Annotated in this window: 20 protein-coding genes; 8 read left to right on the top strand and 12 right to left on the bottom strand. The window is 71.6% G+C overall.

Annotation, left to right across the window (positions count from 1 at the left end):
- Positions 1-109 precede the first annotated feature (109 nt).
- Together ACFYY1_RS09300 and ACFYY1_RS09295 are read right to left on the bottom strand one after the other, a co-directional pair.
- Positions 110-976, bottom strand: a complete 867-nt coding sequence (locus ACFYY1_RS09300; RefSeq protein WP_388582830.1) for a PHP domain-containing protein — start codon at positions 974-976, stop codon at positions 110-112.
- A 90-nt stretch (positions 977-1,066) separates the two neighbouring features.
- On the bottom strand, positions 1,067-1,705 hold the full coding sequence (locus ACFYY1_RS09295; RefSeq protein ID WP_388582829.1) for a DUF6758 family protein: 639 nt from the start codon (positions 1,703-1,705) through the stop codon (positions 1,067-1,069).
- 156 nt (positions 1,706-1,861) lie between these two features.
- On the opposite strand from ACFYY1_RS09295, the gene ACFYY1_RS09290 reads away from it, so the two are divergent.
- Positions 1,862-3,094, top strand: coding sequence for an MFS transporter (locus ACFYY1_RS09290; protein ID WP_388582827.1), 1,233 nt, complete (start codon positions 1,862-1,864; stop codon positions 3,092-3,094).
- 85 nt (positions 3,095-3,179) lie between these two features.
- Here ACFYY1_RS09290 and ACFYY1_RS09285 read toward each other — a convergent pair whose 3' ends face one another.
- The gene (locus tag ACFYY1_RS09285) at positions 3,180-3,764 is read right to left on the bottom strand and encodes a suppressor of fused domain protein (RefSeq protein ID WP_388582825.1); all 585 of its coding nucleotides are present in this window, start codon (positions 3,762-3,764) and stop codon (positions 3,180-3,182) included.
- 417 nt (positions 3,765-4,181) lie between these two features.
- Here ACFYY1_RS09285 and ACFYY1_RS09280 point away from each other — a divergent pair, with 417 nt between their 5' ends.
- Both ACFYY1_RS09280 and ACFYY1_RS09275 read left to right on the top strand, forming a co-directional pair.
- A complete protein-coding gene (locus ACFYY1_RS09280) occupies positions 4,182-5,297 on the top strand; it encodes a magnesium and cobalt transport protein CorA (protein WP_388582824.1) in 1,116 nt (371 codons plus the stop codon).
- Positions 5,298-5,332: 35 nt separating this feature from the next.
- On the top strand, positions 5,333-5,860 hold the full coding sequence (locus ACFYY1_RS09275) for a hypothetical protein (RefSeq protein WP_388582822.1): 528 nt from the start codon (positions 5,333-5,335) through the stop codon (positions 5,858-5,860).
- A 51-nt stretch (positions 5,861-5,911) separates the two neighbouring features.
- On the opposite strand, the gene ACFYY1_RS09270 is transcribed toward ACFYY1_RS09275, so the two are convergent.
- Complete coding sequence (locus ACFYY1_RS09270) at positions 5,912-6,673, bottom strand: hypothetical protein (protein ID WP_388582820.1); 762 nt, start codon at positions 6,671-6,673, stop codon at positions 5,912-5,914.
- Positions 6,674-6,875: 202 nt separating this feature from the next.
- Here ACFYY1_RS09270 and ACFYY1_RS09265 point away from each other — a divergent pair, with 202 nt between their 5' ends.
- The 3 genes from ACFYY1_RS09265 (at position 6,876) to ACFYY1_RS09255 (ending at position 9,927) form a co-directional block, all read left to right on the top strand.
- Entirely contained in the window at positions 6,876-8,150 is a 1,275-nt protein-coding gene (locus ACFYY1_RS09265) for a magnesium transporter MgtE N-terminal domain-containing protein (RefSeq protein WP_388582819.1), read from the top strand.
- On the top strand, positions 8,140-8,697 hold the full coding sequence (locus tag ACFYY1_RS09260; RefSeq protein WP_388582818.1) for a DUF1003 domain-containing protein: 558 nt from the start codon (positions 8,140-8,142) through the stop codon (positions 8,695-8,697). The genes ACFYY1_RS09265 and ACFYY1_RS09260 overlap by 11 nt, the downstream gene beginning before the upstream one ends.
- Before the next feature lie 96 nt (positions 8,698-8,793).
- The gene (locus ACFYY1_RS09255) at positions 8,794-9,927 is read left to right on the top strand and encodes an Mrp/NBP35 family ATP-binding protein (protein ID WP_388582816.1); all 1,134 of its coding nucleotides are present in this window, start codon (positions 8,794-8,796) and stop codon (positions 9,925-9,927) included.
- Between the two features lie 63 nt (positions 9,928-9,990).
- On the opposite strand, the gene ACFYY1_RS09250 is transcribed toward ACFYY1_RS09255, so the two are convergent.
- The 5 genes from ACFYY1_RS09250 to sigE all read right to left on the bottom strand — a co-directional run bounded on the left by ACFYY1_RS09250 (position 9,991) and on the right by sigE (position 14,992).
- On the bottom strand, positions 9,991-10,650 hold the full coding sequence (locus ACFYY1_RS09250) for a hypothetical protein (RefSeq protein ID WP_388582814.1): 660 nt from the start codon (positions 10,648-10,650) through the stop codon (positions 9,991-9,993).
- Positions 10,651-10,770: 120 nt separating this feature from the next.
- Positions 10,771-11,256, bottom strand: a complete 486-nt coding sequence (locus ACFYY1_RS09245) for a sec-independent translocase (RefSeq protein ID WP_388583467.1) — start codon at positions 11,254-11,256, stop codon at positions 10,771-10,773.
- Between the two features lie 99 nt (positions 11,257-11,355).
- Positions 11,356-13,092, bottom strand: a complete 1,737-nt coding sequence (locus tag ACFYY1_RS09240; protein ID WP_388582812.1) for a S1C family serine protease — start codon at positions 13,090-13,092, stop codon at positions 11,356-11,358.
- Between the two features lie 110 nt (positions 13,093-13,202).
- Positions 13,203-14,234 (bottom strand): zf-HC2 domain-containing protein, encoded by a 1,032-nt coding sequence (locus ACFYY1_RS09235; protein WP_388582810.1) that lies wholly within the window; start codon positions 14,232-14,234, stop codon positions 13,203-13,205.
- Positions 14,231-14,992 (bottom strand): RNA polymerase sigma factor SigE, encoded by a 762-nt coding sequence (gene sigE / locus ACFYY1_RS09230; RefSeq protein WP_388582808.1) that lies wholly within the window; start codon positions 14,990-14,992, stop codon positions 14,231-14,233. The genes ACFYY1_RS09235 and sigE overlap by 4 nt, the downstream gene beginning before the upstream one ends.
- Positions 14,993-15,174: 182 nt before the next feature.
- Here sigE and ACFYY1_RS09225 point away from each other — a divergent pair, with 182 nt between their 5' ends.
- Positions 15,175-15,840, top strand: coding sequence for an O-methyltransferase (locus tag ACFYY1_RS09225; protein ID WP_388582806.1), 666 nt, complete (start codon positions 15,175-15,177; stop codon positions 15,838-15,840).
- Between the two features lie 89 nt (positions 15,841-15,929).
- Here the strand turns inward: ACFYY1_RS09225 and ACFYY1_RS09220 are convergent, their stop codons facing one another.
- Entirely contained in the window at positions 15,930-16,097 is a 168-nt protein-coding gene (locus tag ACFYY1_RS09220; RefSeq protein ID WP_003966491.1) for a DUF3117 domain-containing protein, read from the bottom strand.
- A 313-nt stretch (positions 16,098-16,410) separates the two neighbouring features.
- Between ACFYY1_RS09220 and ACFYY1_RS09215 the strand changes: the two genes are divergently transcribed.
- Entirely contained in the window at positions 16,411-17,223 is an 813-nt protein-coding gene (locus tag ACFYY1_RS09215; protein WP_388582805.1) for an enoyl-CoA hydratase/isomerase family protein, read from the top strand.
- 8 nt (positions 17,224-17,231) lie between these two features.
- Here ACFYY1_RS09215 and ACFYY1_RS09210 read toward each other — a convergent pair whose 3' ends face one another.
- Entirely contained in the window at positions 17,232-17,816 is a 585-nt protein-coding gene (locus tag ACFYY1_RS09210; protein ID WP_388582803.1) for a DNA-3-methyladenine glycosylase I, read from the bottom strand.
- Positions 17,813-18,262 carry a hypothetical protein gene (locus ACFYY1_RS09205; protein ID WP_388582801.1) on the bottom strand — a complete coding sequence of 150 codons (450 nt, stop codon included), beginning with the start codon at positions 18,260-18,262 and terminating at the stop codon, positions 17,813-17,815. The genes ACFYY1_RS09210 and ACFYY1_RS09205 overlap by 4 nt, the downstream gene beginning before the upstream one ends.
- Positions 18,263-18,313: the final 51 nt, after the last annotated feature.

The raw sequence follows: 18,313 nt of genomic DNA, 5'->3' as shown, positions 1-18,313 counted from the left end.
CCGAAGCCATGACGGCGGCCCGACGGCCGGGTGCGCGGAAGTGGAACGTGAAGGTGGAGGGACGGCGGTACGCATACGGGTCCGTGCTCCGGCCCCGACGCGTGCGTCGTTAAGCGGGGCCCCGCCCGCCGGCGCCCGGCACCGGGAAGGCTCCCGTGGCGCGCCGGGTGATCTCGCCGTAGATCTCGGGGTCGGTGGTGTACTCACCGAGCCCGACGGTCTTGCGACTGCCGTGGTAGTCGCTGGACCCGGTCGTCAGCAGCCCCAGCTCGCCGGCGAGCCCGCGCAGCCTGGCCCGGGTCGGCTCGTCGTGGTCCATGTGGTCGACCTCGATGCCGTCGAGTCCCGCGGCGGCGAGGAGCGCGATGGAGGACTCGGGCACCACTTCGCCGCGCTTGACGGCGGCCGGGTGCGCGAAGACGGTGACGCCCCCGGCGGCCTTGACCAGCCGTATCGCGTCGAAGGGGTCGAGCTCGTGCTTCTCGGCGTAGGCACGTCCGCCGTCGGCGAGCCATTCGGGCGTGAAGGCGTCGGAGACGGTCCCGACGACGCCGAGCTCGACGAGCGCGGTGGCGATGTGCGGCCGGCCGACCGATCCGTCCCCGGCGATCCTGGCGACCTGCTCCCACTCGACGGGCACACCGAGCTCCTGGAGCTTGCGCACCATGGTCCGGGCGCGCGGCACCCGGTCGTCCCGTACGAGCTCGCGTTCGCGGGCGAACTCGGGCTCGTCGGGGTCGAAGAGGTACGCCAGCATGTGCAGGCCCACACCGTCGATCCGGCAGGAGAGCTCGGCGCCGGTGACGAGGGTGAGCCCCTCGGGAAGGGCTGCGGCCGCGGCGGCGTGGCCGCGCACGGTGTCGTGGTCGGTGAGCGCGACGACGTCCAGGCCCGCGGCGGCGGCGTTCGCCACCAGCTCGGCGGGGGTGTCCGTGCCGTCCGATGCGGTGGAGTGGGTGTGCAGGTCGATGCGCACGACGCGTACTCCAGTGCTCGGGGCCGGACAAGGGGACGTTCCAGGATAACCGCCGTTTCGTCCGGCGCCCGCCCCCCTCTCCGGGAGCCCTCAGCCGAGCAGGCGCGGGGTGAGCGCCCCGCAGGGCACGAGCTCCATCTCGCCCCCGGCCTCGCGCAGATCGGCGAGCACCAGCTCGTCGTACATCAGGAGCCCCGACTGCTCGGGCCAGACGATCGCCCAGAGCCAGAGCCCGCGCGCCTCGCCCGCGAAGACCGCCCGGTCCGCGGGGGCGCCCTTGACGTTCCACAGCGGGGTGGGGCGTCCGGCGGCGAGCATCTTGACGTCCGGCGGGCCGTCGACGTCCAGATGCGGGCCGGGGTCGGGGCCGTCGATCCCGGCGTAGCGCGCGCCCAGCCCGACTCCCAGGTCCTCGGTGACGAGCAGCAGTTCACCGATGCCGCCGACGGGGCCGGGGCCGGAGCAGGCGACGGCGGTGGCCCGGCCGCCGCTGCGGTCGTCGCCCGCGCTCGCCACTCCGGTGAACAGCCAGCCCACCGGGAGCGGCCAGGGCATCCACACCGGGACCTCGGCCCGGCGCACCACCACCCCCAGCGCTTCGACGCTGGGCGGGACGACCGGCTGGAGCGGTTGCACGCTGCCGTGCTCGGCACACTGCCAGGTGTCGGCGAACAGACCGGGCGCCCTGACCCGGCCTCCGCACTTCGGGCAACTGGGTTCGCCCCTCATAGCGACCAACGGTCCTCCAGGACCGTCGCCGCGTCAAGCAAGATCACCCTTCCGCGCCGCGGCTCCACCTGCGGAAATAGATGTAACTTGCACTCATTAGGTTCTCTAACTTATTCTATGTATATCGCAACTATCTAGCGGAGAGCGAGAAGACCCATGCAGGGAGAGGATCCGTTCGATCAGGGCGCGGGCAGCATCCTGCGCCAGCCGAAGGCCGTCTGGGCCACGGCGGGCGCCTCCGTCGTCGCGTTCATGGGAATCGGCCTGGTGGACCCGATTCTGCCGTCCATCGCCAAGGGCCTGGAGGCGACGCCCAGCCAGGTGTCGCTGCTCTTCACCTCGTACTTCCTGATCACCGCCGTGGCGATGCTCGTCACCGGTTTCGTGTCCAGCCGGATCGGCGGCCGCAAGACGCTGCTGGCCGGCCTCGCGCTCGTCGTCGTCTTCGCCGCGCTCTCCGGTACCTCGTCGTCCGTCGGCGAGCTCGTCGGCTTCCGGGCCGGCTGGGGGCTGGGCAACGCGCTCTTCGTGTCGACCGCACTGGCCGTGATCGTCGGCGCCGCGGCCGGCGGCAGCTCGGCGGCGATCCTGCTCTACGAGTCGGCGCTCGGCCTCGGCATGGCCTGCGGGCCGCTGGTCGGCGCCCTGCTCGGCGACGCCAGCTGGCGCTACCCGTTCTTCGGCACGGCCGCGCTGATGGCCATCGGCTTCATCTGCATCACGGCGTTCCTGAAGGAACAGCCCAGGCCGGCCAGGAAGACCTCGCTGCTCGACCCCATCAAGGCGCTCGGCCACGGCGGTCTGGCCTCGGTGGCGACCTCGGCGTTCTTCTACAACTACTCGTTCTTCACGATCCTGGCGTTCACCCCGTTCGTACTGAACATGACGCCGTACAAGTCGGGCGCGGTGTTCTTCGCCTGGGGCCTGCTGCTCGCGGTCTTCTCGGTGCTGGTCGCCCCGCGGCTCCAGGAGCGCTTCGGCTCGCTGAAGGTGCTCGGCGCCTCGCTGGTGCTGCTCGCCGCCGACCTCCTGGTCCTGGGCTACGGCAACCACACCACCGCCATCGTCTGCACGATCGTCTCCGGCGCCTTCATCGGCATGAACAACACCGTCTACACGGAGCTGGCGCTCGGCGTCTCCGACGCCCCGCGCCCGGTGGCGAGCGCCGGCTACAACTTCGTCCGCTGGTTCGCCGCGGCAGCCGCCCCGTACCTCGCGCCGAAGATCGAGGAGTGGAGCGACATCCACATCCCGTTCGTGGTCGCCGCGGTCACGGCCGTGGCCGGTGCGGTCGTCGTCTGGGTCCGGCGGTCGGCGCTGACCCACGAGGCGGTGGAGCTGGAGCCCGTCCACGCGACCGAGGACGGCGTCACGGTCTTCGCCGACTGACCCTCCCCCACCCCCGCACCGCCCCGCCCGCGGCTCCCCCTCCTGGCCGCGCGGCGGGGCCTTCCCGTGCCTCCGGCGGCGCGGGTCAGTCCAGGGGTACGGAGCCGCGCAGCGGATCGCGCAGGTCCGTGCCGCGGGAGAGCCACCGCTCCTGGAGCTCCTGCGCACCCCTGACCCGCTTCCACGCGGCCTCGTTGTGCGTCATCGGCAGCAGCGGCAGGAACCGCACCGGATCCATCGGCTCGTCCAGCTCCAGGTCCTCCACCAGGCCGCCCGGCTCCGCGACCAGCACCGAGCTGAACGGCGCCCCGGGCCACAGTGGTTCGCCGACCTCCAGCGAGGCACCCGGCGCCACGATCACCCCCTCGACCTGCGGGGAGGCGGCGAGCACGGCGAGCGGGCGGAGCACCTTGTCGGTGTCGGCGACCCCGGCGCGCACGGAGAGGACCAGTTCGGCGCGCGGCCCCTTCACCGGGTCCGCCAGCACCGCGGTCGGGTCGGCCATCGGCTGCGCGGACATGCCGAGCGTGGCGTAGCGCACCACATCGCCGTCGACGAAGCGGAGCACCTCGATGCGGTCCGTACCGAGGAACGTCACCGCCGCGCGCGCGTCCGGTTCACCGAGGGCCGTCCGCAGCCGGGCTTCGACCAGAGCAAGAATTTCTCCCATCCCGCGAGCATAGGACGCGTATGGAACGGGCAAAGTAAGGGATTGGCCGTCTGTCGGCTGATAGTCTTGGCCGCTGGTCGGGGCAGCACGCAGAAGCGTCGCTCTCAGCCCCGACGACACGTCATCCCCCAAGGGGGACCGGCTGGAGGAGGTGGGGCTGCAATGGATCGAAGTCGATCGTGCAGTACCAACCGCTCTTCCGCCCTCCACCTCTCTCGGTGATCTGAAGCCTCCCGAGCCTCCCGGCCGAGGCCCATGGCTTTGCGCACGACGGAAGAGCACTCCTTTCTTTGCCTGTCTGTAGCGAACGCCGTCATCGCGCCGCCGCGGTGCCGCCCGCTTTGCGGACGTGAGCACACGTCCCCATTCCGGGCTGTTCCACGTGCCCGACGACGGCCCTCCGTGAAGGAGCCAGCCATGTCGATGATCCGCGACCTGCGCGCCGTCGTGCGCCCGTCCCTGCGCAAGAGCACCGCCCTGCACAACGCCTACGACACCACCCGTGACCCCTCCGCCTCCAGCGCGGTCGTCGACTGCGCGGTCTACCGCGACGGCCGGCGCCTGGAGAGCGGCACCTGCCGCACGCCGCACGAGGCGATGCTCCAGGTGCGGGAGGAGGGCGGTTTCGCCTGGATCGGCCTGCACGAGCCGACCGAGGAGGAATTCGCCGGTATCGCCCGGGAGTTCGGGCTGCACCCGCTGGCCGTCGAGGACGCCGTCCACGCCCACCAGCGGCCGAAGCTGGAGCGGTACGACGACACGCTCTTCACCGTCTTCAAGACCATCCACTACGTCGAGCACACCGAACTCACCGCCACCAGCGAGGTGGTCGAGACCGGCGAGGTGATGTGCTTCACCGGCCGGGACTTCGTCATCACCGTGCGGCACGGCGGCCACGGCTCGCTGCGCGCGCTGCGGCACCGGCTGCAGGACGACCCCGAACTGCTCGCCAAAGGTCCGTCCGCGGTGCTGCACTCCATCGCCGACCACGTCGTCGACGGCTACATCGCGGTGGCCGGCGCCGTCCAGGACGACATCGACGAGGTGGAGATCGAGGTCTTCTCCACCCCGGCGAAGGGCAGCTCGCGCGGCTCGGAGGCGGGCCGGATCTACCAACTGAAGCGTGAGGTCCTGGAGTTCAAGCGGGCGGTGGCGCCGCTGCTGCGGCCGATGCAGCTGCTGAGCGAGCGGCCCATGCGGCTGATCGATCCCGACATCCAGAAGTACTTCCGTGACGTCGCCGACCACCTGGCGCGGGTGCACGAGGAGGTCGTCGGCTTCGACGAGCTGCTGAACTCGATCCTCCAGGCCAACCTGGCGCAGGCGACCGTCGCGCAGAACGAGGACATGCGCAAGATCACGTCCTGGGCGGCCATCGTCGCCGTACCGACGATGATCTGCGGCGTCTACGGCATGAACTTCAAGCACATGCCCGAGCTGGGCTGGCGGTACGGCTACCCGATGGTGCTGGGCGTCATCGGGGTGGTCTGCTTCTCCATCCACCGCACGCTCAAGCGCAACGGCTGGCTCTGATCCCGGCTCCGGTGCGCCTCCCATAGAGTTCGGGCATGACTGCTGCTGCACCTGAGGTGTCACTGGGCCGGGCCCTCGTCGAGGAGGCCACCAAGAAGTCGGGCCTGATCTGGGTACGGGGCACCGGCCCCGCACGGGCGCTGTGGCACGTATGGCACGAGGGCGCGGCGCATCTGGTCGGGGACGGCCCCGGCGAGCAGCCACTGCCGGCCGGGCTCGCCGACGGCTCCGCCGCCGAGGTGACCGTGCGCAGCAAGGACAAGGGCGGCCGGCTGGTCGCCTGGACGGCCGCCGTGACGGAGCTGGCCCCGCACTCCGAGGAGTGGGAGGCCGCGGTCGCCGAGCTCAAGGGCAAGCGGCTGAACGCACCGGACGCCGAGCGGATGACGGAGCGGTGGGCGCGCGAGTGCCGGGTACTGCGGCTGACGCCGGGCGGGTTCCGTACCGAGCTGCCGGACGGCTCACTGGCCGCGGCGCCGCTGCCGACGTCCGCGACCACGCGCCGGCCGGTGCCCGCGGGGCTGCCGCGGCTGCTGAAGCAGGGGCGCGGAAAGAAGGGCTGACCGCGGACGGGGCCGGGCGGCGCGGGTCCGCCGAGCAGCGCCGGTCCGTGCTCAGGACGAGGTCTTGGGCAGCTGCTTCCCGTAGTCGACCGTGTCCACCTGCGGCGGGGCCTGCAGGGCGAAGTCCTTGCCCCAGTCCGACAGGGTGACGGTGCCCCCGCCACCGCCGCGCGCGAAGCGCAGCGGATACGCCTTGCCCTCCAGCGAGACGTCGAGCGTGCCGCCCTCGCCCTTGCCGCCCATGATCTGGACGGTCCGGGTCGCGCCGACCTTCACGCGGTCCCCCTTGTTGAGGGTGCCGTGCAGCGTGAGCATCCCGTCGAGCAGGGTCTTCTTGTCCGTGAAGCCGCGCAGCTGCTTGTACGTGGGGTCGTCCTCGGGCACCTTCACGTACTTGTTCTGGAGCTTGTCCGCGGCCGCGCCGCCCGCCGCGCTGTCGGCGCCGGACTCCTCGTCGTGGTTCCAGAACCCGGAGTCCGCCTTCAGATAGAGCTCGTCACCGATCCGCAGCAGTTCGAAGGTGCTGTCCTTCGAGACGACGGAGCCGGTGCCGCCCTTCTCCTTGAGCTGCATGTTGAGCTTGTACGTGCCGCCCTTGCTGACCAGCGTCCCGGCGAGGCGCACCGCGTCGGCGGAGTCCGCCGCGCTCTGTGCCTTCTTCTCGATCTCCGTGGCGCTCAGCTTGCCGACGCCGTTGGTCCCCTCGTCCGGATCCTCGCCGCACGCCGTGAGGGCGGTGGCCAGCCCCGCACAGAGCAGAACGGCGAGAGCGGTCCGGCGTCGGGCCCGGACGGGCGGAACGGAAGAGGTCACGGGCGCACTGCCTCTCATCTGCATCGCGGGGTGGCAGACCGCAGCGTACCTGTGCCGTACGCGCCCTCCCGCAGGGAGCCGTACGGACGGCTCCACCGGGGCAACCCGGAGCGGTACGGGCTAGCCTGATCCCGTCATAACGGTTGATTGACTGCCAAACGGACCGGCCGGCTAAGTCGTACCCGGAAGAAGGAGGCGCACCATGGCGGCAGGCGCCCCCCGGGTGTTCGTCTCCCACCTCTCCGGTGTCCCGGTCTTCGACCCCAACGGCGACCAGGTGGGCCGCGTCCGCGATCTGGTGGCGATGCTCCGGGTCGGCGGCAGGCCGCCCCGGCTGCTCGGGCTCGTCGTCGAAGTGCTCAGCCGCCGCCGGATCTTCCTCCCGATGACCCGGGTCACCGGGATCGAGTCCGGCCAGGTCATCACCACCGGCGTGGTCAACATGCGGCGCTTCGAACAGCGGCCCACCGAACGCCTGGTGCTCGGCGAGTTCCTGGACCGGCGGGTCCGCCTGGTGGAGACCGGCGAGGAGGTCACCGTCCTCGACGTCTCCATCCAGCAGCTCCCGGCCCGCCGCGACTGGGAGATCGACAAGTACTTCGTGCGCAAGGGCAAGGGCGGGGCGCTGCGCCGCAAGGGCGAGACCCTGACGGTCGAGTGGTCGGCGGTCAGCGGGTTCTCGCTGGAGGAGGTCGGGCAGGGCGCCGAGACCCTGGTCGCCACGTTCGAGCGGCTGCGCCCGACGGACGTGGCGAACGCGCTGCACCATCTGTCGCCGAAGCGGCGGGCCGAGGTCGCCGCCGCGCTCGACGACGACCGGCTCGCCGACGTCCTGGAGGAGCTGCCCGAGGACGACCAGGTGGAGATCATCGGCAAGCTCCAGGAGGAACGCGCCGCCGACGTCCTGGAGGCGATGGACCCCGACGACGCGGCCGACCTGCTGTCCGAGCTGCCCGAGGAGGACAAGGAGCGGCTGCTGACGCTGATGCGGCCGGACGACGCGGCCGATGTGCGGCGCCTGATGTCGTACGAGGAGCGGACCGCGGGCGGGCTGATGACCACCGAGCCGATCATCCTGCGGCCGGACGCGACGGTGGCCGACGCCCTCGCCCGGGTCCGGCAGGCGGACCTGTCCCCGGCGCTCGCCGCCCAGGTGTACGTGTGCCGGTCGCCCGACGAGACGCCGACCGGCAAGTACCTGGGCACCGTGCACTTCCAGCGGCTGCTGCGGGATCCGCCGTACGCCCTGGTCAGCTCGATCGTCGACAGCGATCTCGTCCCCCTCACGCCGGACACCCCGCTGCCGGCCGTGACGAGCTATCTGGCCGCGTACAACCTGGTCTCGGTGCCCGTCGTGGACGAGAGCGGGTCGCTGCTCGGCGCGGTGACGGTCGACGACGTGCTCGACCACCTGCTGCCCGAGGACTGGCGGGAGACGGACTTCCACGGCGCGGAGGGGGTGGCCGATGGCCGCTGAGGACCGTTCGAAGGCCGCGCCGGTGGGGGCCTCGGGCATCGTGCGCCCGCCCCGTTCCCGGCTGGACCAGCCGAAGGACCCGCGCCGGCGGATGCTGCCCGACTACGACCCCGAGGCGTTCGGCCGGTTCTCCGAGCGGATCGCCCGCTTCCTGGGCACCGGGCGGTTCATCGTCTGGATGACGCTGGTCATCATCGTCTGGGTGGTGTGGAACGTCTTCGCGCCCGCGCACCTGCGGTTCGACCAGTACCCGTTCATCTTCCTGACGCTGATGCTGTCGCTCCAGGCCTCGTACGCGGCGCCGCTGATCCTGCTCGCCCAGAACCGGCAGGACGACCGCGACCGGGTCACCCACGAGCAGGACCGCAAGCAGAACGAGCGCTCCATCGCGGACACCGAGTACCTCACCCGGGAGATCGCGTCGCTGCGGATGGGGCTCGGCGAGGTCGCCACCCGCGACTGGATCCGCTCCGAACTGGAGGACCTCGCGAAGGACCTGGACGACCGGCGGGCCCTGTTCCCGGCCGAGAGCGACGAAGACCGCTGACGGGGGCTACTCACGCGTAGCGGCAGGCGCCGTGACGCCCTCCCGTCGCCCACCACCGCCCTCCAGGAGCGCTGCGCGCACCCGTACTATCGATGTATGGCTACGGAAGACGCGGTGCTTGAAGCACTGGCGACAGTGAACGACCCGGAGATCCACCGCCCGATCACCGAGCTCGGCATGGTGAAATCGGTCGAGATCGATGCTGACGGTGCGGTCGCTGTCACGGTCTATCTCACGGTCTCAGGCTGCCCCATGCGCGAGACGATCACCAAGAACGTGACGGACGCGGTCGCCCGCGTCGAGGGCGTCTCGCGGGTCGACGTCACGCTCGACGTGATGAGCGACGAACAGCGCAAGGAGCTCACGTCCTCGCTGCGCGGCGGCACGGCGGAGCGCGAGGTGCCGTTCGCCAAGCCCGGCTCGCTGACCCGGGTCTACGCGGTCGCGTCCGGCAAGGGCGGCGTCGGCAAGTCGTCGGTGACGGTGAACCTGGCGGCGGCGATGGCGGCCGACGGACTCAAGGTCGGCGTCGTGGACGCGGACATCTACGGGCACAGCGTGCCGCGGATGCTCGGCGCGGACGGCAAGCCGACCCAGGTCGAGAACATGATCATGCCGCCGTCCTCGCACGGCGTGAAGGTCATCTCCATCGGGATGTTCACCCCGGGCAACGCCCCGGTGGTGTGGCGCGGGCCGATGCTGCACCGCGCGCTCCAGCAGTTCCTCGCCGATGTGTACTGGGGCGACCTCGACGTCCTGCTGCTCGACCTGCCGCCGGGCACCGGCGACATCGCGATCTCGGTGGCGCAGCTCGTGCCGAACGCCGAGATCCTGGTCGTCACGACCCCGCAGCAGGCGGCGGCCGAGGTCGCCGAGCGGGCCGGTTCGATCGCCGTGCAGACCCACCAGAAGATCGTCGGTGTCGTCGAGAACATGTCGGGCATGCCGTGTCCGCACTGCGACGAGATGGTCGACGTGTTCGGTACCGGCGGTGGCGCGAAGGTCGCCGAGGGCCTGACGAAGACGGTCGGCGCGGAGGTTCCGGTGCTGGGCTCCATCCCGATCGACGTACGGCTGCGCGAGGGCGGCGACGAGGGCAAGCCGGTCGTCCTGTCCGACCCCGACTCCCCGGCCGGCAAGGCGCTGCGCACCATCGCGGACAAGCTGGGCGGCCGTCAGCGCGGCCTGTCGGGCATGTCGCTGGGCATCACCCCGCGCAACAAGTTCTGAAACGACGGAGCGGTGACCGGCCCCGGGCCGGTCACCGCTCCGTGCTTCGCGCACTTCCCCGTGCTACGCGTATGCCGTGATGTCGCCGATCACCGAGAAGCCCAGCCCGTACGCGCTCATCCCACGCCCGTACGCTCCGATGTGCAGCCCGCCGGGCGCCGATCCCGCCAGCACCCAGCCGAACTCGGACTCGCGGTAGTGGAACGGGACGGGGACGCCGTCCACCGGCAGTGACAGCGCCGACCAGGCGGGGCCGTCCAGGTCGTCGGCGAGTTCGAACGCCGTCTCCGTCTGCTGGTCCAGCCAGTCGTCGCGCAGCGCGTGGTCCATCTGCGGCGGCCAGGTGCAGGCGAGCAGACCGGACCCGGCCAGCCAGGCCGCGGAGGACACCGTGGTCGCGTCCAGCACTCCCGTGCCGTCGCCGCTGCGCCGCACCGGGCTGCTGGCCATCGACACGACGACGGCGAACCGTTGCTTCTCGGCACCGGCGTCGGCCCGGACCGACGGCTCGTCACCATGGCCGATGGAACCGTGCTGCACCGTGCCGTCCGCCGCGGTGCCCACCTGCATCAGCCGGCGCGGCCCGGTGAAGGCCTCGTCCAGTCCGTACCAGGGGAACGTGGCCGCCAGATAGCCGTCGACAGTACGCCGGGCCTCCGGCATCCCCTCTGCCGTGCCTGTGCTCGGCGCATCTTCCGCGCCCACCCGACTTGTCGTCTCCATCTGCCCGGCCGCCTCCTCGATCCGTTGGGTCCGGAGCGGCCCGCCCCCCAGCGGGCGTACTCACAACCGGACAGATGGAGAATAGCCATACCCTCCGGACGAGCCCGGATTGGCGGGGGGTCAGGTGGCGTCGGCGTCGAACGGCGGCCGGTCGTCCTTCGCGGGCCGGTCACTCTTCTTGAGCAGGTCCGGAGCGCCGGCGGAGCCATTGGCGGCGGTGATCGCGGCGCCGCTCGACACGCTGCTCCGGGAGTCCTCGGAGTCCGCTTCCTTGCTCTCCCGGCCGTTCACCGCGTCGGTGACCTCGGCCAGATCCTTGCGGAGGTCGAAGCTCTCGCGGATCTCCTTCAGCCCCAGGTCGTCCTTGCCGTCCATGAGCTGCTTGCGGACGAACGTCTTGGGGTTGAGGTCCTCGAACTCGAAGTCCTTGAACTCCGGGCCGAGCTCCGTACGGATGTCCTCCTTGGCGCTCTCCGAGAAATCACGGATCTTGCGGATGAAGCGCGAGGCGTCCTGGATAACCTTCGGCAGCTTGTCCGGGCCGAAGATCAGCACGCCCAGAACCGCGAGCGTCACCAGCTCGAGTGCGCCTATGTCATTGAACACCCTGTTGCCCTTCGTGTTCTCCGAGACCATGTCGGTCGAGGTCCGGACCCGGCCCACGGTACCCGCCGGAACTGTCCGCGCGGTAGCGTGCCGGGCCCGTCAGGTGCCGCTCGCGGAGCCGAGTGTCAAAGAGATGGACAGGTCTTTACCACCGCGGGTCAGCTTGAGGTCCAGACGGTCGCCCGGACGGTGCGCGCGGATCTTCACGATGAGTTCCTCGCCGCTGTGCACGCGCCGGCCGCCGACCTCGGTGATGACGTCCCCGGGCCTGATCCCGGCCTTGGCCCCGGGCCCGCCCGGCGTCACCGCGGGCTTTCCGGCCGCGCCCTTCTCCCCGACCCTGGCGCCGTCCCCGGCGTACTTCATGTCGAGGGTGACACCGATCACCGGGTGGGTGGCCCTGCCGGTGTTGATCAGCTCCTCGGCGACCCGCTTGCCCTGGTTGATCGGGATGGCGAAGCCGAGGCCGATGGAGCCCGCCTGCCCGCCCTCCTCGGACGCACCGCTGTCGGCGGCCCGGATGGCGCTGTTGATGCCTATGACATGGGCGTCGGTGTCGACCAGCGGACCGCCGGAGTTGCCGGGGTTGATCGGCGCGTCGGTCTGCAGCGCGTCGACGTAGCTGATGTCGCTGCCGTCGCCCTTCTCGCCGCCCGCGGTGATCGGCCGGTCCTTGGCGCTGATGATGCCGGAGGTCACGGTGTTGGACAGGTCGAAGGGGGCGCCGATGGCCACCACGGGGTCGCCGACCTGCACGTTGTCGGAGTTGCCCAGCGGCAGCGGCTTGAGGCCGGAGACACCGGTGACCTTGACCACGGCCAGGTCGTAGCCGCTGTCCTTGCCGACGACCTCGGCGCGCGCGGTCTCGCCGCCGCTGAACGTGACGGTGATCTCGCCGGCCTGGCCGGCCGGGGCGACGACGTGATTGTTGGTGAGGATGTGGCCGGAGCCGTCGAGGACGAAGCCGGTGCCGGTGCCGGACTCTCCGGCGCCGCTGACGTGGAGGGTGACCACGCTGGGCAGGGCGCTGGCGGCGATGCCCGCGACGCTGTCCGGGGCGCGGCCGCCGCTGCTGCGTCCTGCCTGCGGGAGCTCGACCTGGGTGAGGCCGCCGTTGCGCTCCATGTAGGACCCGATGCCACCGCCGATGCCGCCCGCCACCAGCGCGAGCAGTACCGCGCCGACCAGGAGCGAGCCGCGCCGGTTCTTCTTGCGGCCGGTGTCGGCGCCGAGCGGCGGGCCCGGGTTGGTGAGCGGCTGCCTGGGTGCGCCCCAGGGGTCGTACTGGAGCCACTGTGTCGTCCCGTGCGGCTGCTGGGACTGGGGCTGGGTCTGGGGCTGCTGAGGTGTGTGGGGCGGCGGGGGCGTGAAGCCCGCGGGAGCGGGTGAGGCCGGGGCCGGCGGTGCGGGGATGGGCGACGTGGGGATGCCCGCGCCGTTCGTCCCCGCGTACTGCGGGGGTACGGGGGTGCCGTGCGCCGGGGTCGGGACCGGCCGCTGGACGGGGGGTGCGGGCGCCCAGGGGCCGGGCCCGCCGTAGGGCGGAGTGCTGTACTCGTCGGGCTGGTGCAGCGGCGTCGCCGGCCGCGCGGCCGGCACGTCGGGAACCGGGGCCGGGGTCGGGGTCGGGGCCGGGACGTCGGCCGTATGCGTCCCGGGCTCCGCCGTGCGGTTCTCAGCCGCCGTCTCCACCGCTTCCGTCGCTTCCGTCGGGGCAGCCGCGGGAGCCGCGTCCGCTACGGGGGACGGCTCCTCCGGCGCTGTGCGGGGGGTGCGTCCCGGCGTCGGCCGGCTCCACCACTTCGCCTTCGGCCCGGTGGACTTCCCGTCTTCCATGCTCTCCCCGCAACTGCCGCAACTGGCCTCTGCACGCCCCGAGAGGGGCGTCCCTCCCGGAACTGCTCCCGGAATTCAACCAGGTTTGCGAATGCTTGCGCAGACCCCGGTCAGCGCCGGGCGGAAAGCGGCAGACCAAGATCGTCGGGGGTGGGGAGGGCCGAGGCCGACGACTGCGCCCAGGGCGGCGGTGACGACTGCGTCCCGGACGGTGGCGCGGAGGGCGTCGGGGACTGCGCGGCAAGCCGCCCGAACACCTGGGCGAAGAGCGGGGTGGTGCCGGTCGGGCGTATCAGCGGTGGCGCGGACATATTGGTCAGGACGGGGGTGGCGTAGGGATTCCCCGCGAGGCTCGCGGTGGAGAGCACCACGGGAGTGCCGGAGGGCGCCGCCGGTGCGACGCTCGCCGCGGTCGACGGGGCGACGGCGATCGGGCGCTCGCCCGATCCCCGCGTGGCGAGCGTGCCGTGGCCGCCGGTGGAACGCCGGCCGGCCGGGCTGCCGCTCTCGCCGCGCGAAGGCACGTCGAGCGGGGTCACCGCGTTTCCGCCGCCCGTGGCCCGGGCCGCGGTGCTGGGGCCCGGACCCGTCGGCAGGGCACCGCCGAGAGCGATGGCCGCCAGCGAGACGGCGCTGGCCGCCGCGAAGGCGAATCTCCGGCCCCGCCAGGGCGACCGCTCGCCCTCCCGGCCCACCTCATGGATCCGGAATCCGGAACGGGAGGACCCGCCCGGCAGCACGGCCGTCGAGCCGTGCGGGGTCGGGAGGAAGCCGAAGCCGCCGAACGGCCGGCTCCCCGGCGAATCCGGGCGGCTGCCGGACGGCTGGATCACGGGGAAGAGCCCGTCGCCGAAGCGCCCGGAGCCGCCGAATGGTCTGTCCGGGCCGTCGTCGTCACCCCCCGGCCCCCCGGGAAGGCCCTGCAGCCGGGCGAGGAACCCCTCGGACGGCGACGGCGGGGCGGACTGGGCGAAGACACTCTTCAGGCGCCGCTGCGCCGCGGCCTCGGCCTTGCACTTGGCGCAGGTCGCGAGGTGGGCGAGCACCCGCTCACGGGCGTCGTGTTTCAGCTCGCCGTCGACAAGCGCGGCAAGGCGGTCCCCCAGGTGTTGTTCCGCGGGGGTCGGACCTGTGCCGCTCACGCCGTTCCGCCCTCCCCCGCCAGGATCGCGCCCGCCAGCGAGCGCTGCTCGGCACGGGCCTCGGGCGAGCGGTGCTTCAGAGCCTTGCGCAGGTGCGAACGGCCGCGGTGGATACGGCTGCGCACGGTGCCGAGCTTCACGCCCAGCGTCGCGGCGATCTCCTCGTACGAAAGACCCTCGATGTCGCAGAGCACGACGGCGGCACGGAATTCGGGCGCGAGGGTGTCCAGCGCCTGCTGGACGTCCGCGTCGAAGTGGGTGTCGTTGAAGGCCTGCTGCGGGGACGGCTCACGGCTCGGCAGCCGCTCGGCGGCGTCGTCGCCGAGGGAGTCGAAGCGGATCCGCTGCTTACGACGGACCATGTCCAGGAACAGGTTGGTCGTGATGCGGTGCAGCCAGCCCTCGAAAGTGCCCGGCGTGTAGGTCGACAGCGACCGGAACACGCGGACGAAGACCTCCTGGGTGAGGTCCTCGGCATCGTGCTGGTTGCCCGTCAGCCGGTAGGCCAGGCGGTAGACCCGGCCGCTGTGCGTGCTGACGATCTCTTCCCATGAGGGCGGCGTCCACGCCTGGGAGTCCGCATCTGAGGCGAAGGTCGCGGTCGGAGCGGAGTCGTTGGAAGAACGGTCAGCAATGTAGGTCACGGATTTCGGCTCACCCGCCGACCTGAGAAAGCGCCGCAGCACTCCTCCCCGATCCACAGGCGCAGCCGCACCTCCCCTATCGGCTCTGGTGGTGTCCAGTGGAGTCCCTACCATAGCCACCTCGCCCGTTAGCTCCGGATAAGCCTTTTTCCTGCTGGGGCCGGGGATCGCCCCGGGAACCTCCGGCCCGTGGCTCCCGGACCCGATCCGCGGGCCGATTCCACAGGCTCTCCCCTGCCTCTCCATAACGCCCGGTCCCATCTGCGGGTTCCCGGGCGCAGCGGATACAGTCACCGTTGCGCCAACTACGGGGACAGGAGAGGGTCATTACCGCCAACCGGCAGACGAGCTGGGCGTTCGCCGACGCCTTTGTCGCCGAGGACGAAGCACTGCACTGGGCCAGGGACCGGGCCCGGGAGACGGGGCTTCGCTCGGTGTCGCCAGGTACCGGCGCCGCGCTGCGCCTGCTCGCTGCCACGACGGACGCGAAAGCGGTGGCCGAAATCGGTACCGGGACCGGCGTGTCCGGTCTCTATCTGCTGCACGGGATGCGGCCCGACGGCGTGCTGACCACGGTCGACCCGGAGCCCGAGCGCCAGCAGTTCGCCCGCGAGGCGTTCCGGGCCGCCGGGTTCGCCGCCAACCGTGCCCGCTTCATTCCCGGCCGCGCCCTGGACGTGCTGCCCCGGCTCGCGGACGGCGGATACGACCTCGTGTTCTGTGACGGCGACCGGCTGGAGAGCCTGGACTGTCTCGCTGAATCGTTGCGCCTGCTGCGCCCCGGTGGCCTGGTCTGCTTCGAGGGCGTCTTCGCGGACGGCCGTACGGTCGATTCCGCGGCCCAGCCCGCGGAGGTGCTACGGCTGCGGGAGCTGCTGCGCGCGGTGCGGGAGAGCCAGGAGCTGCAGTCGACGCTGCTGCCGGTGGGCGACGGGCTGCTGTGCGCGGTGCGCAGGGGCTGAGGCCCTCGCGGACGTGAACGGTCGTGGACGCAGCACTGCCCCGGCACGGACTCCGTGCCGGGGCAGTGCTGAAGTGTGGGCGCCTCTGCTCAGCCGACGACCTTCTTGAGGGCATCGCCGAGTGCATCGGCCTCGTCCGGAGTCAGCTCCACGACAAGCCGACCGCCGCCTTCGAGCGGAACGCGCATGACGATGCCCCGCCCCTCCTTTGTCACCTCGAGCGGGCCGTCGCCCGTCCGCGGCTTCATGGCCGCCATGCTCGTTCCCCTTCCTGAAACCAGCTCATCGCAACCGGCGGCCCCATGACAGGCGCTGTGTCACCGGCATCGAACACATTGCTTCCAGGCCATTATCCCGCATCACAGACCCCAATGACCAACATCGGTCTGCATCGCTTGCGCAACGCGCTCTCTCAAAACCACCCAATTCGGCGATCGGCCTGCGATACTCCGCCACCCGCACCCCCGCTTCGGAGCGCAATTGTTAGACGCAGGTCACATATCGGCTCCCGCCCGAGTCGGCCATGCTTGCCTGGACAGGCATTGCCCGAGGTGCGAAGGGGACAACGAAATGGCCGACCACATGGCGGACAGCGTGCTCTACGAAGTGAGCGACGGACTCGCGACGATCACGATCAACCGTCCCGACGCGATGAACGCCATGAACACCGCGGCCAAGGTGGCGCTCCGGGACGCGCTGCGGTCCGCGGCGGCCGACACCACCGTACGCGCCGTGCTGCTCACCGCGACCGGGCGGGCGTTCTGCGTCGGCCAGGATCTGAAGGAGCATGTGGCCACGCTCGAAAGCACCCGTGAGTCGGGCGGCGGCAACGCGCTGAGCACGGTGCGGGAGCACTACAACCCGATCGTGCGGGCCATCACCGAGATGCCCAAGCCGGTCGTCGCCGGGGTCAACGGCGTCGCCGCCGGTGCCGGTTTCGGCTTCGCGCTCGCCTGCGACTACCGGGTGGTCGCCGACACCGCCTCGTTCAACACCTCCTTCGCCGGCGTGGCCCTCACCGCCGACTCGGGCGTCTCGTGGACGCTGCCGCGCCTGATCGGGCAGAGCCGCGCCGCCGATCTGCTGCTCTTCCCGCGCTCGATCTCCGCGCAGGACGCCCATGAGCTGGGCATCGTGAACAAGCTGGTGCCCGCCGCCGACCTGGCCGCCGAGGCCGCCGCCGTGGCCCGCGCCCTGGCGTCCGGCCCCACGGTGGCGTACGCCGCGCTCAAGGAGTCCCTGGCCTACGGCGCCGGTCACACGCTGGGCGAGGCACTGGAGAAGGAGGACGAGCTCCAGACCCGGGCGGGCGCGTCCGAGGACCACACGATCGCGGTGCAGGCGTTCCTGAACAAGGACCGGCCGAAGTATCTCGGCCGCTGACTCCCGGGCTACGCCCCCGTACCGCGTGCCACGCAGTCGGCCAGGTGGTCGTCGACCAGGCCGCACGCCTGCATCAGCGCGTAGGCCGTGGTGGGCCCGACGAAGCGCAGGCCGCGCTTCTTGAGGTCCTTGGCCAGTGCGGTGGACTCCGGGGTGACCGCGGGGATGTCGTCCGTGGTGCGCGGGACCGGGCGGCCGGCCGGGTCGGGGGCGTGGGACCAGATCACCTCGTCCAGCTCGCCGTCCGCCCAGCCCGCCAGCACCTTGGCGTTGGCGAGGGTCGCCTCGATCTTCGCGCGGTTGCGGATGATGCCGGCGTCGGCGAGGAGGCGTTCCTTGTCGGCGTCGGTGAACTCCGCGACGGCGGGGATCTTGAACCCGGCGAAGGCGGAGCGGAAGCCCTCCCGGCGGCGCAGGATCGTCAGCCAGGACAGGCCCGACTGGAAGGCCTCCAGGCAGAGCCGTTCGAAGAGGGCGTCGTCGCCGTGGACGGGGCGGCCCCATTCGGTGTCGTGATACGCGAGGTAGTCCTCGGTGGAGAGCCCCCACGGGCAGCGCAGGCCGCCGTCCGGGGCCGCTTCGGCTCCGCTCATTCCCGCGGCTCCTCTCCGGGGTGCCCGGTCCGCCGCGGGTCCGGTCCCGGCGACTCCCACGGCGCTCTCGGGCGGTCCTCGGGCAGCTCCCACGCCTGCGGCGGCTGTTCCTTCGGCGGCTCGATCAGATCGGGACGGCCGACCGCGGTCGCCTGCGCACCGGCCAGCGCCGACTCCAGCTCCGCGATCCGCGCGTCCCGCTCGGCGAGCTCGGCACCGAGCCGGCTGAGCGCGACGTCGACGTCCACCATGCGGTAGCCGCGCACGACCACCGGCAGGCGCAGCGCGTCGACGTCCGCACGGCCGACCGGTCTCGTCTCGGGCAGCGGATCGGTCAGTCGCTCGGGAGCCACGTCCTGCAGGACGGCGCTCTTCCCCCCACCGACCACCGCTAGGGTGACCGCGGCCACGACCACGACCATCGTCACCAGCAAGAACCAGAACACGCGCATCTCCCCGGGAGCGGAAACCTGTCCGGGTCCGATCGTGCCATGCGC

The organism is Streptomyces sp. NPDC001890 (assembly GCF_042891445.1).
Lineage (GTDB): Bacteria > Actinomycetota > Actinomycetes > Streptomycetales > Streptomycetaceae > Streptomyces.
The sequence above is the reverse complement of the archived record's forward strand: the minus strand, read 5'-3'. Positions and strand labels throughout refer to the sequence as shown.

What these genes read in the sequence shown, in the direction of transcription:
- ACFYY1_RS09220 (WP_003966491.1), bottom strand. Translation starts at nt 16,097, where the DNA reads ATGGCGGCCATGAAGCCGCGGACGGGCGACGGCCCGCTCGAGGTGACA.
- ACFYY1_RS09260 (WP_388582818.1), top strand. Translation starts at nt 8,140, where the DNA reads ATGGCCGCTGAGGACCGTTCGAAGGCCGCGCCGGTGGGGGCCTCGGGC.
- ACFYY1_RS09290 (WP_388582827.1), top strand. Translation starts at nt 1,862, where the DNA reads ATGCAGGGAGAGGATCCGTTCGATCAGGGCGCGGGCAGCATCCTGCGC.
- ACFYY1_RS09215 (WP_388582805.1), top strand. Translation starts at nt 16,411, where the DNA reads ATGGCCGACCACATGGCGGACAGCGTGCTCTACGAAGTGAGCGACGGA.
- ACFYY1_RS09280 (WP_388582824.1), top strand. Translation starts at nt 4,182, where the DNA reads ATGTCGATGATCCGCGACCTGCGCGCCGTCGTGCGCCCGTCCCTGCGC.
- ACFYY1_RS09295 (WP_388582829.1), bottom strand. Translation starts at nt 1,705, where the DNA reads ATGAGGGGCGAACCCAGTTGCCCGAAGTGCGGAGGCCGGGTCAGGGCG.
- ACFYY1_RS09285 (WP_388582825.1), bottom strand. Translation starts at nt 3,764, where the DNA reads ATGGGAGAAATTCTTGCTCTGGTCGAAGCCCGGCTGCGGACGGCCCTC.
- ACFYY1_RS09265 (WP_388582819.1), top strand. Translation starts at nt 6,876, where the DNA reads ATGGCGGCAGGCGCCCCCCGGGTGTTCGTCTCCCACCTCTCCGGTGTC.
- ACFYY1_RS09275 (WP_388582822.1), top strand. Translation starts at nt 5,333, where the DNA reads ATGACTGCTGCTGCACCTGAGGTGTCACTGGGCCGGGCCCTCGTCGAG.
- ACFYY1_RS09210 (WP_388582803.1), bottom strand. Translation starts at nt 17,816, where the DNA reads ATGAGCGGAGCCGAAGCGGCCCCGGACGGCGGCCTGCGCTGCCCGTGG.
- sigE (WP_388582808.1), bottom strand. Translation starts at nt 14,992, where the DNA reads ATGGTAGGGACTCCACTGGACACCACCAGAGCCGATAGGGGAGGTGCG.
- ACFYY1_RS09240 (WP_388582812.1), bottom strand. Translation starts at nt 13,092, where the DNA reads ATGGAAGACGGGAAGTCCACCGGGCCGAAGGCGAAGTGGTGGAGCCGG.
- ACFYY1_RS09250 (WP_388582814.1), bottom strand. Translation starts at nt 10,650, where the DNA reads ATGGAGACGACAAGTCGGGTGGGCGCGGAAGATGCGCCGAGCACAGGC.
- ACFYY1_RS09255 (WP_388582816.1), top strand. Translation starts at nt 8,794, where the DNA reads ATGGCTACGGAAGACGCGGTGCTTGAAGCACTGGCGACAGTGAACGAC.